General features: G+C 30.5%; 7 protein-coding genes and 2 pseudogenes. 2 read left to right on the top strand and 7 right to left on the bottom strand.

The window, feature by feature from the left end; genetic code table 11:
- Nucleotides 1-197 precede the first annotated feature (197 nt).
- Nucleotides 198-1,825: pseudogene (locus JJC05_RS02055) on the top strand (amidohydrolase).
- Nucleotides 1,826-2,565: 740 nt separating this feature from the next.
- Nucleotides 2,566-3,660, top strand: coding sequence for a phage tail-like protein (locus JJC05_RS02050; RefSeq protein ID WP_105196784.1), 1,095 nt, complete (start codon nucleotides 2,566-2,568; stop codon nucleotides 3,658-3,660).
- A 1,366-nt stretch (nucleotides 3,661-5,026) separates the two neighbouring features.
- On the opposite strand, the gene JJC05_RS02045 is transcribed toward JJC05_RS02050, so the two are convergent.
- The 7 genes and pseudogenes from JJC05_RS02045 to purL all read right to left on the bottom strand — a co-directional run bounded on the left by JJC05_RS02045 (nucleotide 5,027) and on the right by purL (nucleotide 16,680).
- Nucleotides 5,027-5,614 (bottom strand): ATPase, encoded by a 588-nt coding sequence (locus JJC05_RS02045; RefSeq protein WP_088394704.1) that lies wholly within the window; start codon nucleotides 5,612-5,614, stop codon nucleotides 5,027-5,029.
- Nucleotides 5,615-6,045: 431 nt separating this feature from the next.
- Entirely contained in the window at nucleotides 6,046-9,621 is a 3,576-nt protein-coding gene (locus tag JJC05_RS02040; protein WP_235878109.1) for a hypothetical protein, read from the bottom strand.
- A 266-nt stretch (nucleotides 9,622-9,887) separates the two neighbouring features.
- Nucleotides 9,888-10,211: a GIY-YIG nuclease family protein gene (locus tag JJC05_RS02035; protein ID WP_127823162.1), complete on the bottom strand. Its 324-nt coding sequence runs from the start codon at nucleotides 10,209-10,211 to the stop codon at nucleotides 9,888-9,890.
- 474 nt (nucleotides 10,212-10,685) lie between these two features.
- A pseudogene (locus tag JJC05_RS18645) lies at nucleotides 10,686-10,822 on the bottom strand (DUF2200 family protein); the annotation flags it as partial.
- A 5-nt stretch (nucleotides 10,823-10,827) separates the two neighbouring features.
- Nucleotides 10,828-12,552, bottom strand: coding sequence for a DUF262 domain-containing protein (locus JJC05_RS02025; RefSeq protein WP_258929746.1), 1,725 nt, complete (start codon nucleotides 12,550-12,552; stop codon nucleotides 10,828-10,830).
- Nucleotides 12,553-12,753: 201 nt separating this feature from the next.
- A complete protein-coding gene (locus JJC05_RS02020) occupies nucleotides 12,754-12,900 on the bottom strand; it encodes a hypothetical protein (RefSeq protein WP_235878107.1) in 147 nt (48 codons plus the stop codon).
- Between the two features lie 99 nt (nucleotides 12,901-12,999).
- Nucleotides 13,000-16,680, bottom strand: a complete 3,681-nt coding sequence (purL, locus tag JJC05_RS02015; protein WP_235878106.1) for a phosphoribosylformylglycinamidine synthase — start codon at nucleotides 16,678-16,680, stop codon at nucleotides 13,000-13,002.
- Nucleotides 16,681-16,809: the final 129 nt, after the last annotated feature.

Raw genomic sequence — 16,809 nt, 5'->3', positions numbered from 1 at the left:
AAGCTAACCGTTTTTATTAGTTGCGCTTTGCCTAAACTAATAATTGATAATAAAACTATTTTTGGCATTTCACCAAACTCTCCTCTAGGAAAAAAACTAATAGGACAATCAATAGATTACCAATTTGAACTAAATGGCGTTTTATACCAAGTGTTAGAAATCTATTAAAAGTATCTTTATAAAGAAAAATAACCGAAATGAAAGCATTCTTATCATTAATAATATTAAATCTTTTGATTTATTTTACCTCCTCAGCTCAAAAGCAAAAGGTTGATATGATTCTAGCTAACGGAACAGTTTATACAGTTGATAAAAACTTTTCTAGAACAGAGGCATTTGCCGTAAAAAATGGAAAAATTGTAGCCATAGGTAAATCTGCTGACATCATAAAAAAATACCAATCAACAAAAATGATTAATGCACAAGGAAAATATATCTTTCCAGGACTTTATGATGCGCATGCTCATTTTTATAGCTTTGGATTAAACCTTCAAAGAGTAGACTTAAGAGGTACGAAAAGCTATCAAGAAGTCCTAGATCGAATTGTTAAATTTCAAAAAGAAAAGAATCTCACGTTTATAACAGGACGAGGATGGGATCAGAATGATTGGAATATTAAAGAATTTCCTACAAAAAGGAATTAGATGCCCTATTTCCTAATATACCAGTAGTTTTAACTCGAATAGATGGTCATGCTCTTTTAGCTAATAAAAAAGCTTTAGAATTGGCTAAAATTACACCTCAGACTAAAGTATCAGGAGGTGAAATTCAAATCAAAAATGAAGAACTGACAGGTATTTTAATAGATAATCCTATGGATTTAGTCTATAATATTATACCAAAACCAACCAAACAAATTCAAGTACAAGCACTAAAAGATGCAGAAAAAGTAATGTTTCAATATGGTTTGACAACTATTAATGAAGCAGGTTTGGATAAAGAAACGATTAATTTAATAGACTCATTACAAAAAAATAAAGAGTTAAAAATTAATATTTACGCTATGGTAAATGCCACGCAAGATAATGTAGATTTATACACCCAGTTAGGCCCTTATAAAACAGATCAATTAAATGTTCGATCTTTTAAATTTATGGGAGATGGTGCTTTAGGATCCCGAGGAGCTTGTCTACACCAACCTTATAATGATCGACCAAATCATCATGGGGCATTATTAACATCGATAGAAGATATTCAAAAATTGGCAAAACAAATTGCAAATTCAGAATATCAAATGAATTCACATGCTATAGGAGACTCTACAAACACTGTTTTGCTAAATATTTATAAAGAAGTGTTAAAAGATAAACCCAACAGAAGATGGAAGATAGAACACGCACAGGTAATACAAGAAAGAGATTTTAATACTTTTTCCTCTAATATTATTCCATCTGTTCAACCAACACACGCAACATCCGATATGTATTGGGCAGCAGAACGTTTGGGGGAAAAGCGAATAAAACATTCGTATGCTTATAAAAAAATGTTAGATGCGGGAGGGATAATTGCTTTAGGAACTGATTTTCCTATAGAAGAAGTAAATCCCATGCTCACTTTTTATGCTTCGGTTGCCCGTAAAGATTTAAAAAAATATCCAGAAGGAGGATTTCAAATCGAAAATGCTTTGTCAAGAGAAGAAACAATAAAAGGAATGACCATTTGGTCTGCTTATTCTAATTTTGAAGAAGGCGAAAAAGGAAGTTTAGAAATAGGGAAATGGGCTGATTTTGTAATTTACGATAACGATCTGATGATAGAAGATATAGATGCTATTCCGTATATAAAACCAGTTAACACCTTTATAAAAGGACAACGGGTAAAATGATAAGAAAGAGTTCCTAAATCATCTTAAATCCAAATTTTTCATTCGATTTCTTGGTGAAGATAAAAAGACAAAGAAAATAAAAAGAGACAGAATTTTTTTCTCGCAGATATGGAGACAAAAGCCTAATTTAACGCTTGGTTTGTCACTTTGATCCAAGGGAGAAGAAAAGTAATATTATCAATATTATGTGATTTCTTCTATTGTAAAATAATAAGATTGAAAATTTCAAAACAAGCTAATTGAAGACAAAATAGTATTTTATTAGATTAGAATTTCTTTTTATTTCTAATAAATTTCTAAGATAGAATACGGGTTAATGCGAAAGAAGTTTACATTTCGAATCTGTTATTCTATATTATTTGAGAAAAAATAAATTCAATAATTTACTTGAGAGCTACTATCCTAAAAACTATTGAAAAAAAATCTTCTAAAACTTATAAAATTGAGTTTTGAAAATATAATTCCCCAAAAAAAATATTAAATCAACTATAAAAGGGCTGGATTTCATGAAGGGTTCAATTTTTCAACAGATCCTACTTAGTTACAATTGGATATCTATAAGATAAATAAAAGGGATAAAAACTTTTTTTAGGCATGATTATTGATGTTTCTTTTTTGTAATATGTATTTTTGTAGTAAAATACTGATATTTAGTGTGATAACTTTCATGTTTTTGTTAAAATATATGAGGGGTTGGTTTAAAAATATTAACTTTGTAGACGAATTTAAATGTAAGAGGGATGAAAAAAAGATTATTGTTAAGTTTTATTATTTTAAGCTCCATGTTACTTAAAGGACAGGTCGGAATAGGTACTGTAACGCCAGAAGGAATATTAGATCTTAATTCTAATACAAACGGATTAGTGCCTCCAAGAGTTGAACTAACGGCATCCAACATTCAAGCACCAGTTTTAAATCCACAAGGAGGAGCAATAGTAGCGGGTACTATTGTTTATAACACCGCAACTGCAGGAGTGTCACCAAATGATGTAATACCGGGTTTTTACTATTGGGATGGTAGTAAGTGGTTACTTTTAACCAGTCAAAATACATCTACTCCTACTAATTGGAGTATTTTAGGAAATAATAATACCACTCCAACTTCCAATTTTATAGGGACAACAAATAATAATGATTTTATAACCAAAACAAATAACATTGAAAGGTTAAGAGTGACAAATACAGGTAATTTAGGGATCGGAACAGCTTCGCCTACCTCTACATTAGATATAAATGGAAGTTTACGAGTTCGTAATATTCCAACTACTACAAGTTCAACTCAAATACTGACGAGCGATAGTAGTGGAAATATAGCGACATTCAATAGCTATCTTCCTTCAGATGTAGATGGTATTGTTGCTTCCAATCCTGTTAGCTATTCAATATCAACTCCGGGAACAGTAAATAATATAAATTTAGGCTTATCCACTAGTATAAGTCTTCCTGCCAATAAAAGTTGTATGATTATCATAAACTATTCAGTACCTATAGGTATTTCTAATTTTCCTAAGCAAGAAGTAGTAGGATATTATGGAATCCGGTTTTTAAAAAATGGGGTAGAGGCAGAAGCAGGCTCTAGAAAATCGACTATTGTAAATAATTATGAAGTTTCATCACCGTATGGATCAACAGCCGATATGTTAACGGTTTCGAATACATATATTGAAAAGTTAACAACAGGAGCATCTCCTGTAAATATAACCTATTCTCTTAATGGTTATATAGAGTACTATTCATCTTTTAATTCAACTTTCCTTTTTAATATGTGGTCTTCATCACCTCCTAATTATAATTGGGGAAGGGCAACCATTACAAAACAAGTTTATATATTATAAAATACTTTAATTTTAATATATAAATTATTTTATAATTAAAAAAAATAGAAACTATCTTTAAAAAGATGTTCAAAAAGTTTACAATTTTCTTATCTAACTTTAGTAACTTTACTTTATATTATCAAAGTGAGATAATGTAAAGATTTAAAAGAAAAGTTATTATTTCTTTTGGATAGGTAAACTAAATGCTAAATTGTTACTTTTTGAACGCCTTTTTAGTTACAGAATTTGCATAAATCAAATCTAAACCCCGTTAATTTAGTTAATCAAACTTTTTTGTGATTCCAAGAAAAATCAAAAATTAAATACCATAACATCTTTGTTCTATTCATTGTCTGATTTCTTCTATCTTCCGATGTAAAAAATATGTCAGTCATATAAATACATAGCAGTTTGTCAAAATGGGTATTTAGTATAAAAGTGAATATTCGATTTTAAAATGAATATTAGTACTGAATTGACTCCAGATTCCGCATTAGACTTCGTTGTGAAACAAAAAAATCAATAAATTTAAGTGCTCACGGAAAATTTTAGAAGATGAAATAGTGAACTATTTCGATGAATAAAAAGGGAGTACGTGTTTAAATTTAAAGAAAAATAAAATGAAATAGATTTACTTCGTCTATTCGTTACGCTCGGGTCTAATGCGTAATTTGGGTTAAAAGTAGATATTTCTAAATTTGCACTTTGCCAAGTTGCAAAATCTTATAAGTAAACAAAACCAGCTGTTTGTTTTTAAAATTAAAGTTTTGAGTAAAAGAAATAAAATTATTTTTTTAGCAGACTTTATTTAGGTTTAACCTAAATTCTGTATTATATTCCGTGCTGAAGATGAAAAGACAAATAAAAAATGTACGAAAATTTTTTCTTGTAGGTGTAAACGGACAAAAGCCCTAACTTAATGTATTCTCTGTCACTTTTATCAAAGAAAGAACTCACATTATCAATAGTATCTTATTTTATTTCTCCTTTTGTGTAAAGGATAAGATTTAGAACTTTTAGGCAACCTAATTAAGTGACAAAAAGCGCCATTTTTGACCACAATGCCTTATTTATTTGTAATCAATCTCTAACGCATAATCTAGGTTTAAGCTAATTTGTATAGTGCAATTTGTTTATAATTTCTTCACTTCTGGCAGATAACAAAAACACAGTAAAACCTTTACAGTAAAAAAGAAATTCATTTTCTTATTCTGATAGAGGAAGATTTTTATTAAATAATATGAAAAACAGGGTGTTATAATTTTATTTTTACAATTTTATCATCTTTAATAATGACAAGTTCACTATTACGTTCTTTTTAAATTCCAACATTTTTTGATAAGCAATAGCCAATCCTTTTATAATATTGTTACGACGTTCAATTTTAGCCTCTTTGGTCATAAATATTTTTAATTTCGTTGAATTTTTTAGCTTCCAATACATTCAATTCATCACTACTTGATTTCTCAGCTATTAACTGATGGTTTCCTTCTGAATTATCAAATAGGAGAACTTGTTCTACAATCGGTAAATATAGATCAAATAAATTTAAAATTCCCTTTTTGTATCTTCTTTCTATAATATCATCAGGAATATTGTGTCCACCTTCTTTTACTCTTGTTTTTACTCTTTCTTTGGCTAGATCAGTTGTTCGTAACCAAAAGAATAACAAAGTTATGTTATAATTTTTATTTTTAGCTTCCATAATTTTGTTTTTGTAACTTCTGGTAGACAAGGTAGTTTCAAATGCAAAGCTTTCATCCTGTGAAAGTAACTCATTAATTCTGTGTAACATAATTCTTCCCGCTTCAAAAGCCACTTTTTCAGGTTGAAAAGGGGAGAGCCCTTTGGCAATTTCATCTGCATTTACAAATTCTTTACAATCTAATATTTCAGGTAATATAGTAAAAGAAGCAGTGGTCTTTCCAGCACCATTACAACCTGAAATAATATAAAGATTCTTTTCTCTCATCCATACAAAGCTAATGAAAATTTTATTGATTTTATCTTTACTTTAAAACCAGATTGCGTATTAGAGTTCGTTTTGAAGAAAAATAAAGTGAAATAAGATTTGTTCTGCCAATTCACTTAGTTCAAGTTTAATACGGAAATTGGGTTAAAATCTTATGGATTGATTGCTTTTTGGATTATAAGAATATAAATTTTATGTTATTTAGTTTGTGTCTTTACTTTTTCTTTTGAAAAAGTAAAGACACATAAACTTTTCAATTGGCTATAAAATAATATTTCTGATTCCCATATAATTTTTATATAAAAACTAAATGTTTAAAATACAACGAATTTTACTCAAACCTATCCTTATATTTTTTAAATAAAGTATTCATTACTAGTAATACCACACCTACGCCCAGTAAGACTAAAGCTCTAATTAGAAAGTCGGCATTAGACAAATCGAAAAACATTAATCGAATAAGACATAAACCAACTAACAAAAGCGATACATATCGGAAATATTTCTCTTTTTAAAGCAATACCTAAAATAAGCAAGCCTAAAGCTTCTAATATCCAGAAGAAGGTTAATATTCCTTTATCAAAAGTCAAGTATAAAAAGGAGCCTATACTTAACGTAGCAGGGTAAATTAATAAGCTATTTTTGAGTTTAAACTCTTCCATCCATTTATAACTTAGATAAATATAAACAGCAAGTAGAATGAATATTAATAGATAAAAGATTAAAAATTTGGTTTCATAAAAATTAAAACTAAAGAAAGCTAAATGTAAATTGGCCAACAAATAATACACAAAATGGATATCTTTCACTTTGCTTATTTTCTTATGATACAAGTACAGATTTAGTATAGCAACAACACACCAAAAAATAGGTAACCATTTATGTTCTAATTGGGAAAACATGATAAAGGATAACCACGCGTTTATGGTAATTTGGTTATACGATTTTAGAGATTCAACTTTTTCTATTTTATCTAATAAAATAACCAATACAAAACCTAGGGTAATTGCTCCTAATTGTAAAAACCAATCACTAAAACTAAAATGATTCCATTGTAACATGCTGTAATTTAATGAGTTGGTTATAGAGAGTAAACCGATTATAGAGATGGTAAAAGATTGGATTTTTACTTTTAATCGGGTAATTACAAAGTAATTACTTATAGCTAAAAGCATTAAAAATAACGAAATGCAATTGGTATCTAATTGAATAAATAATAAGAATAATAGACCTATATTTTGAAGATAAGGTAAGATAAACGAATAATTTTTATCCTCAGGTATATTCTTATCTGTGATATATAAATAGGAATAAGCTAAGGTGATTGTAAAACTTATAAACTGAGACAGGTAAACGTAAAAAAAGGAGTCAGTTGTATTGTTTTTTAATGCAGTTGAAACCATTAGAACAGTAGCAGCTACTGTTAGTGCAAATGAATACACTAAAAAGCGTTTACACTCTGTGAATTTTTGAAAAGCGATAAAGAAAAGTATTCCTAACGAGGCAATGTATATAGGTAAATACGTTATTCTTATGCAAGAAATACCAAAAATCAAAGTCGTAATAATGATAAACTCGGTATTAAAAACATTTAATTTTTCCCAATTGGGTAAATTATCGTCGGTGAATTTTCTAAATCTTTTTCCAAATAAAACATACGATTCTATTAATACAACTCCTATGCTGATGAGAGCTGTATTTGTATTCGAAAACGTAGTTGTTTTGAAAATAAATGTTAAAGTACCTATAATTATAAATAAAAAGTAAAACAGATACAAAATCGATTGATTGTTACTGCAAAGATTTTTTCGTTTGTAGGCAACCCAAAGAAATTCGTGATTCAATAAACCAATACTAAACAAACTAAAAATTTGAAGTATCTCAAAATGGCTTAAATATTTAAAGTTTAAGATTAGTAGTAAGATATTTACCCCCACAATTCCTGAAAAGCGTACGTAAAAATCATTCTTGTAAAATTCTTTTTGGTACCAATTTAGGGTTATGATAGCGAATAAACCAATACTAAATAGTCCATCTTGGTAGGTTTTGTCTTGAATGTTAATTAGAACAAGGCCAATTAAAATAGTTAGCAAATAATAAAGAATTCTTCCTATTTCAAAAGTTTTAGCATCAAATTTCCATTTTAAAAAGAACCATATTCCTGCAAAAGCTATCAAAGCATAGTAAAAAGAATTACCGTGTAAAGCGTTCCATTTTAAAATAACGATGGTAGAAAAAATCATCGCTAATAGACCATTGATGCTAATGCTTTTTTCTAGGAAAAGAGAATCAACTTCTAGATATTCTTTTTTTACTTGTGAAATAATAGGAACAGCTATTGCTATACAAAAGAGTAGGATCGAAGAAAATAAAATAGTAAAACTCTGGTTTGCCTCAATATTATTTGTTACTAGTAATGCAAAGAAAATGGTCAAGGCTACTACCATAAAGTGATTTACTGACAAGAGTATTTTGTGTAGTAAAACTTCTTTTTCTTTGTAAACAATGAATAAACATACTAGAACTAGGCTATAAAGAATACAAGCAATAATATCAAGTCCTATATTCCAATCATTCAGCATAATGATACTCAATCCAGCAAGAATAAAAGAAACCATACCATCTAGATTATATAACCAGTACACTTTTTTCTTTCGTGCTTTGAGTGCCATAAAAAAGCAAATTATTGCACCTAGAAATAATACAACTATTTTAAATTTGCTTCCCGTTGCGTGCAATAGTAATCCCGTTGCAAACAAAAGCCAATTGGTCAAATGGGTAATAAAAGCAGGTTTGTCAAAATAGGAATTTTCATATATAGCTCTATACGGCATAAATAAACAGCTGCCAGCCACTGTAATGATTCCAAGAATAGCAAAAATATTTTCGGTAGCGGTTAATTTTGTTCCTTGGGCATTAAACCAAATATCGAATATCACAAAACCTATAATGACTATTAACAAGTGATATTCCCATTTTTCTTTATAAGATAGAAGAATACCTATCGTAGCTGTAATGGCTGCCAAGAGGAATGTAATTAATAATTTATCAGGAATAACACAAAGTATTAAGATACTCAAGACAACGTGAAGCGATAAAAAAGTTTGTTTTTTTATGATGTAACCTACATATAAATTTACCCCTATTCCAAGACCAATAAGAGCGTAACCCATTGTTGTGTTGGAAATAAAAGTCAAAGCATCAATTTGGGATGCACCAAAGCAACTAAATAAAAACAAACTGGCCCCTGCGCTTCGTAACCACAAACCAGTATTTACCCATTTTTCTTTCTTTTTAAGAATATAGTAAGAACCAACAAATAAGCCGGCGTATAACCATAAAATGAGTATTCTGAAAAACGGTGATACTTTCAAAGCCGTATAAATACTCAAATAGCCAATGCCCAAAACCATAATGGCAGTACCTAGAATTCCTGTCCAATTGTCTGCAAATTGTTTTTCGGCTTTTTTTAGAAAAATTGAAAAAGCACTTTCTTGGTATATTTCTTCTTTAGTTGGTTGTTTGGTAAAAGGAATCGCTTCTTTTTCTTCAATACTATTTATCTTATTAATTTCGGTTGGTACTACTTCTTGAATAGTTTTGGATTGAGGTTCTTCAATGAATTCTACTGAAGTTGGTGTAGCAACTGGAGTTTGAGACACTGTTTGAGATAATTCAATAGGAGTATTGATAGTTTCGGCTACAATTTGTTTTTCCTCCGTAGTGCTAGGAGGTACAAATTCAACGTCTATACGTGAAATATTTTCAATGCCTTGTTCCTGAACAACTTCTAAAGGTTTTTCTGTTTCAGGTATAACAGGAGAAGTTGTTATAAAACCTTCTTCAAGTTTATATTTTATGCTTTCTAATTCTTTTTTTAAGAAATTGTTTTCTGATTTTAGTTTGTTAATATCAGATAAAGCGTTGTTGAATCTTTTTTTTAAATCTTTAATTTGAGAATATAAAATGATGAAAAGTATAAGTAGTAGAAATATCCAGAAATCCATTGTTTAATTTTTTGTAAATATAAATTTATTTTATATTGCTTTGTAATTAAATTCTAAGAATCATTAACAGTTTATCACTTTGGGTTATATAATCCAGTTGAATTAAAATTAATTAAGTTTAAAAAGCTATGTGTTACGTACGTTATGTGATCCCTCCTTGGGTAAGGATGACAAGAATGCCGAATAATTTTTTATAGTAAATCATCGTCTAGTTTGTCACTCCGACGATAGGAGGAGTCACATAAAGAATTTAATATTTAATACAGTTATTCAAAAAAATGATTCAAAAATTCAAAGTTAGGATTGAATTCTTTAATTAATTCTAATTTCTTCTCTCGTCTCCAACTTTTTAATTCTTTTTCACGATTTATTACTTCTTGTACCCAAGTAAATGTTTGGTAATAAACCAAATGCTTTAAGTTGTATTTTCCTGCAAATGTTTTATTACCGATTTCTATATTTAATCTATGTTGTTCTAATCTGAGTTTAAGATTGTTTGTCATTCCAATGTAAAAAGTCGAACGAAAATCGTTTGTGATGATATAAACATAATATGTATGAAAACCTTTTTGAGGATTGAATGGATCCATAATATAAGTTATTTTTTGTTATTGAGTTTGTCACTCCGACGAAAGGAGGAGTTGCATAATCTAGATTAAATTTTATAAGCTATGTGTTACCCACTTTATGAGATCCCTCCTAGGGTCGGGATTAAAAGATTACGAATACATCTTTTTTAAATAAAATCAACGTTCTGTTTGTGACTCCGACGAAAGGAGGAGTTGCATAATCTAGATTAAATTTTATAAGCTATGTATTGCTTACTTTATGAGATCCCTCCTTGCGTCGGGATGACAAAATTTAGCTTTTGTCTTTCTCTTTCTTCTGTTGAAATAAATTTATAAATATTCAAAGAAACTTATCTAGACAAACATAGGATGACAAGATTACGAGTAATTCATTCCTAAAATCATCGTCCAGTTTGTCACTCCGACGGAAGGAGGAGTCACATAATCTAAGTCAAAATGAATTCTTTGAGCAATAATTTCCTCTAATTGTATTTAATTATAACCCGTTAACCAACATATAATCGTATCGACTTCCATTTTTGTACGACCTTTTTCTCCGCTTTAGCTATGTAATGCGGATACACGGAAGTGAATGTGGTTTTGAAGATGCATTGTTTTGCATTGCAGAATATAACATTTAGACTATATTATTAGCTTCAAAGAATAAATCAACTATTTTATTATGTCTGTTTTTTAAAAATGATATATAATTTGATTGATTTATATTATTGACAAAAGACAAATCGTTTTTTGAAGTATAAGTGTATTTCTCAATATTCTGAATTTCTTTTTGAGCTTGCTCGATTGTAAATTCACCTAGCGAAACCAAATTGTCGAAATGTTCATAAAATGTATCATTACCTTTTTCTCTATTTAATTTAGTTTCAAGTAAACATAAGTTAGGTAAGGCGCTGATTGGTAAACCATTATTTTTTGTTGCATAGTTTTTAAGTCTATCAACTGGTATTAGATGTTCGATATCAAATTGCTTGTCAGAGATTTCTTCATATGCACTTAAAGAATGTGTATATAAATATTTTAAAAAAAGGATTGCTTTATCATTTACTCCAACTCTTTGTTTTTCTTTCTTATCTAACTCATTAACCAACCATTCTTCAAAAACATTTTTCCAAGTATTTTTAGGGATTTGTGTTTCATATCTTGTTGAAAAAATTATAGAGTATGCCTTACTGTCACCAGAACCTTTCCAATGTTCTCTTATGATATCGTATAAATAATGATAAGGGATATTATTTTTTAAATTGATGTGTTTTTCATTCCATTCAGATTTAATGGATAGATTTGTATCATATTTAGAATGAAAGATTTTACCAATAATTGATATGATTTGGAATTCAGTATGATTTATAGGTATTCTCTTTTGTTTATTCATTTTTAAAGAAATAAATCCTTTTAGTAGATTGTAAGTTATATCAACAGAATCTAATAATTTAGATTCAAAATCTGAAAGAGAATATTTAGAAAGGTGTTCAGGTAATTTATCCATTTCATTGAAGGCTAATCCTAAACAAATATTAACTAAATTAAATCCAATTGAATCTTCTTGTTCAACTTTAGAAGAATCTTTGAATAAATATTCATATTTCTGACATAGGTGTTTTCCTAAACCAAACAAATATTCAAAATATGAAAATTGAGATGAATAAAAAGACCTAGGACTTCCATCATAATTCTCTACTTCATAACCTTCTTCGAGTAGGCGATCATACTTTTTCTTAATATTTTCAGTAATTTCTCTATTAAGTATTGAAATAGTTGAATACGAAGACCAAGTCGCAGCATAAATCTGATACTTACTCAGTTGAGTGCCTTTTGAATTAAGTCTTTCAAATATTGTCGGTAAATTATTTTGGTCACCAGTATAAACAAGGATTGGAATATTAAATTTTGATATATCAGCTTCATTTTTAATCTCCTCAAGAACAGGTACAAATAGATTAAATAAAGAATTTAATTCATTTTTTTTAAGCAATAAATCAAATTTTTCATCTATAAATGAACTAATTACAAATGAAGAAAAACCCTTACTTTCAATAAATCCTTCTAAATTTACAATCCAATCAACAACTGAGTTAATGATTTCATCTTCAGAAACATTTTGGTTTTTAGAAATTATAAAATCAATAATTGGTTTGAAGGATTCAAAATTAATATTTGTTTTATCGAAAAATTGTGTAGGTCTTTTATAATATTGATTTAAAGTTGAAGATCGTTGAAGTCCATCAATTAAACTAAAATATGTAATAGCATTTTTGTTAGTTGATGATTTAAATAATAAAAAAGATCCAACTGGAAATCCATTTTTTATTGAATCAATAAAACTTTTTTTTTTGTTCTTTATTCCATACTAGTGTCCTTTGAAATTTAGGAATTTCAATTTTATTTTTTTGTGACTTTCATCTGTTAGGGAAAGAATTAAGTCTTCAATAGTCCAAGTTTCTGTTTCAGTAAAATTTTTAGACATTAATTTTTAGTTTGTATTACTTTTCAAATATAAAAAAATCCCCACAAAAAAGCGATCTTACAACCGCTTTCATTTTTTTTATAATTTAATCTTTACAATCTTATCTTCTTTTAGAATAACAAGTTCGCTGTTTCGTTCTTTTTTAAACTCCAACATTTTTTGATAAGCAATTGCTAATCCTTTTATAATATTGTTACGACGTTCAATTTTAGCTTCTTTGGTCATAAATATTTTTAATTTCGTTGAACTTTTTAATGTCAATAATATTATTCACAAATATAAAAAATATCCCACAAAAAAAGCGGTCTTACAACCGCTTTCCTTTTATTTCTGATTTTCAATCCATTTTCTAGCATTCACAAAAGCTTCTAACCAAGGAGAAACTTCGTCTTTTTGTCCGCGGTCAGGGTAATGTGCCCAGTTCCAAGGGAAGATAGAACGTTCAATGTGTGGCATCATTACCAAGTGACGGCCTGTAGTATCACACATCATTGCAGTGTTATAGTCAGAACCATTCGGGTTGGCTGGATAACCTTCGTAAGCATATTTACCTACAATGTTGTATTTATCCTCACTGTATGGTAATTTGAATTTCCCTTCCCCGTGTGAAATCCAAACGCCTAAAGTCAATCCTTCTAATGAAGACAACATCACCGAGTTGTTTTTTTGGATTTTCACCGAAGTAAAGCCACTTTCGTGTTTGTTAGAAGTGTTGTGGTGCATTTTTCCGTGTACTTCGTGTTCTGGATTGATTAATTCCAATTCCATTAACAACTGACAACCATTACAAATACCTACTGATAACGTGTCTTCACGTTTAAAGAAGTTTTGTAAAGCAGTATTTGCCTTTTCGTTATATAAGAAAGCACCTGCCCAACCTTTTGCTGAACCTAATACGTCTGAGTTAGAGAAACCACCTACAGCTCCAATGAATTGGATATCTTCAAGCGTTTCACGACCTGAGATTAAGTCGGTCATATGTACGTCTTTTACATCAAAACCAGCTAAGTACATCGCATTGGCCATTTCACGCTCGGAGTTACTTCCTTTTTCACGGATGATAGCCGCTTTAGGAGCCCCTTCCCGACCTCCCCCAAAGGGTGAGGCGATAGTACCGCTGAAGTTTTTAGGGAATACAAACTGTAATGGTTGATTTTTGTAATTATTGTAACGTTCTTGTGCCATTCCATTTTTAGATTGTTTTGAATCTAATAGGAATGATGTTTTATACCAAGTGTCTCTTAACTGAGGAATATCAAAATTGAATTTGTCATTGAAATTTGCTATTGAAATTGTATTTCCTTCGGTTACTGTACCAATTTTAAATACTTTCACATTGCGTTTCGCAAAAGCTAAATCAATAGCTTCGTCTCCTAAATTAGACTGGAATACTACCCCAATATTTTCGTTGAATAAGGCTTTTACAGTATCCGCTTCATTAAGAATAGTCAAGTCGATGTTGGCACCAATATTTACATCAGCAAAACACATTTCTAATAAAGTTGTGATTAAACCACCACTTCCTACATCGTGACCTGCGCTGATATTTCTTTCTTTAATTTGGTTTTGAATTTCATTAAATGCTTTACGTACGTAAACCGCATCTTTCATTGTTGGAACTTCATTACCAATTTTATTCAAAATCTGATTAAAAGAAGAGCCTCCTAATTTGAAAGTATCTTGTGAAAGGTTGATATAGTAGATGTTACCACCGTCTTTCTTAAGTACAGGTTCAACTACTTTAGTGATGTTTGAACAACTTCCCATAGCTGAAATAATAACCGTACCAGGTGCTATTACTTCATCATTAGGGTATTTTTGTTTCATTGAAAGCGAATCTTTACCTGTTGGGATATTGATGCCTAATTCGATAGCAAAATCCGAACAACCTTTTACTGCTTCGTACAAACGAGCATCTTCACCTTCATTTTTACAAGGCCACATCCAGTTTGCTGATAAAGAAACCGATTGTAATCCATCTTTTAAAGGAGCCCAAACTAAGTTGGATAACGCTTCACCAATTGCATTTTTAGAACCTGCTACTGGGTCAACAATTGCGGCTACTGGAGCGTGTCCAATAGAAGTTGCAATACCTTCTTTGCCTTTATAATCTAATGCCATTACACCTACATTATTCAATGGTAATTGTAACGGACCAGCACATTGTTGTTTTGCTACACGTCCACCTACACAACGGTCAACTTTGTTGGTTAACCAGTCTTTACAAGCCACCGCTTCTAATTGTAATAGTTGGTTTAAGTAGTTTGGTATTTCGGTAACGTTATACTCTGGATTAGCATAATTACGATTAACCTTTTTATCCGTCATTATGGTTTTAGGCGAACTACCAAAGAAATCTTCTAAAGCATAATCCATTGGTTTTGCACCTGTAGTTTTCGATTCAAAAGTAAATCTATGGTCATTAGTTACATCACCTACAGTGTACATAGGAGAACGTTCTCTCTCAGCAATGCGATTTAAGGTTTCGATATCTTTTTCACCAATCACTAATCCCATTCTTTCTTGCGATTCGTTACCGATGATTTCTTTAGCCGAAAGCGTAGGGTCACCCACTGGTAATTTGTCTAAATCGATTAAACCACCCGTAGCTTCTACTAATTCTGATAAACAGTTTAAGTGTCCACCAGCACCGTGGTCGTGGATTGAAACGATAGGGTTATTATCACTTTCTACTAAACCACGAATGGCATTTGCTGCACGTTTTTGCATTTCTGGGTTAGAACGTTGGATGGCATTTAATTCGATACCCGAACCAAAAGCACCTGTATCTGCCGAAGATACCGCAGCACCACCCATACCAATTCTATAGTTTTCACCACCTAAAATAACGATTTTGTCGCCTGCTTTAGGTTCGTGTTTTTTAGCTTGTTCTAATTTTCCGTAACCAATACCGCCCGCTTGCATAATTACTTTGTCGAATCCTAATTTGCGCGCTTCTTCTTCGTGCTCGAAAGTTAAAATTGAACCTGTAATTAACGGTTGACCAAATTTATTTCCAAAATCAGAAGCTCCATTGGAAGCTTTGATTAAAATATCCATTGGAGTTTGGTATAACCAAGCTCTTTCATCCATAGCATTTTCCCACGGACGCGTTTCTTCTAAACGCGAGTAAGAAGTCATATACACCGCTGTACCAGCTAACGGCAAAGAACCTTGACCACCTGCTAAACGGTCACGAATTTCACCTCCTGAACCCGTAGCAGCACCGTTGAAAGGCTCTACTGTAGTAGGGAAATTGTGCGTTTCTGCTTTTAAGGATAAAACCGATTCGAATTCTTTTTCTTGGTAAAAATCAGGTTTGTCAGCACTTTTTGGGGCAAACTGAACCGCTTTTGGTCCTTTTACAAAAGCTACGTTATCTTTATAGGCTGAAACAATCTCGTTAGGATGTGTTTCCGATGTTTTTTTAATTAATTTGAATAAAGAAGTAGGTTGTTCTTCACCATCAATAACAAAAGTTCCATTGAAAATTTTGTGACGACAGTGTTCTGAATTGGCTTGTGAGAAAGCAAAAATTTCAGAATCAGTTAATTTTCTTCCAATTTTAGTTGAAAGATTATGTAAATAAGCAACTTCTTCGGTGCTTAATGCTAAACCTTCTTGTTGGTTGTAAGCTTCAATATCTTCAATTTCAAGAATGGGTTCTGGCTGAATATTGATAGTATAAATTTCTTGATTTAATTCCGAGTATTTTTGAGCTAACATCGGGTCAAAATCAATAAAATCTTCTGTTACTTTTTGAAACTCTTCAATACGGATAATCCCTTGAATACCCATATTTTGAGTGATTTCAACGGCATTCGTACTCCAAGGCGTTACCATAGCGGCACGAGGACCAACAAAAAAATCCGCCAATACGGATTTTTCTATTTTATGGGCGTTGCCAAAAAGCCAGTTTAATTTGTTGATATCTTCAGTCGATAATTCGTTTTGCGTTTGTACGGCAAAAACAGTGTTGGTTGCGTTACCAAAAAAATGAATCATTTTTATTGTGTTGTTGTGTTTGTTGGGACAAATGTAATATTTACTTTTTGAAAAAAGAAATAAGATTTTTCAAAACACTTTAAGGGATTTATGTGTATTTCGTCGTTTTTTTTAGTTCTTTTGTTATGT

It is taken from the genome of Flavobacterium davisii, assembly GCF_019565505.1.
In the GTDB taxonomy this organism is placed as follows: domain Bacteria; phylum Bacteroidota; class Bacteroidia; order Flavobacteriales; family Flavobacteriaceae; genus Flavobacterium; species Flavobacterium davisii.
This window is presented reverse-complemented; position numbering and strand designations above follow the sequence as displayed.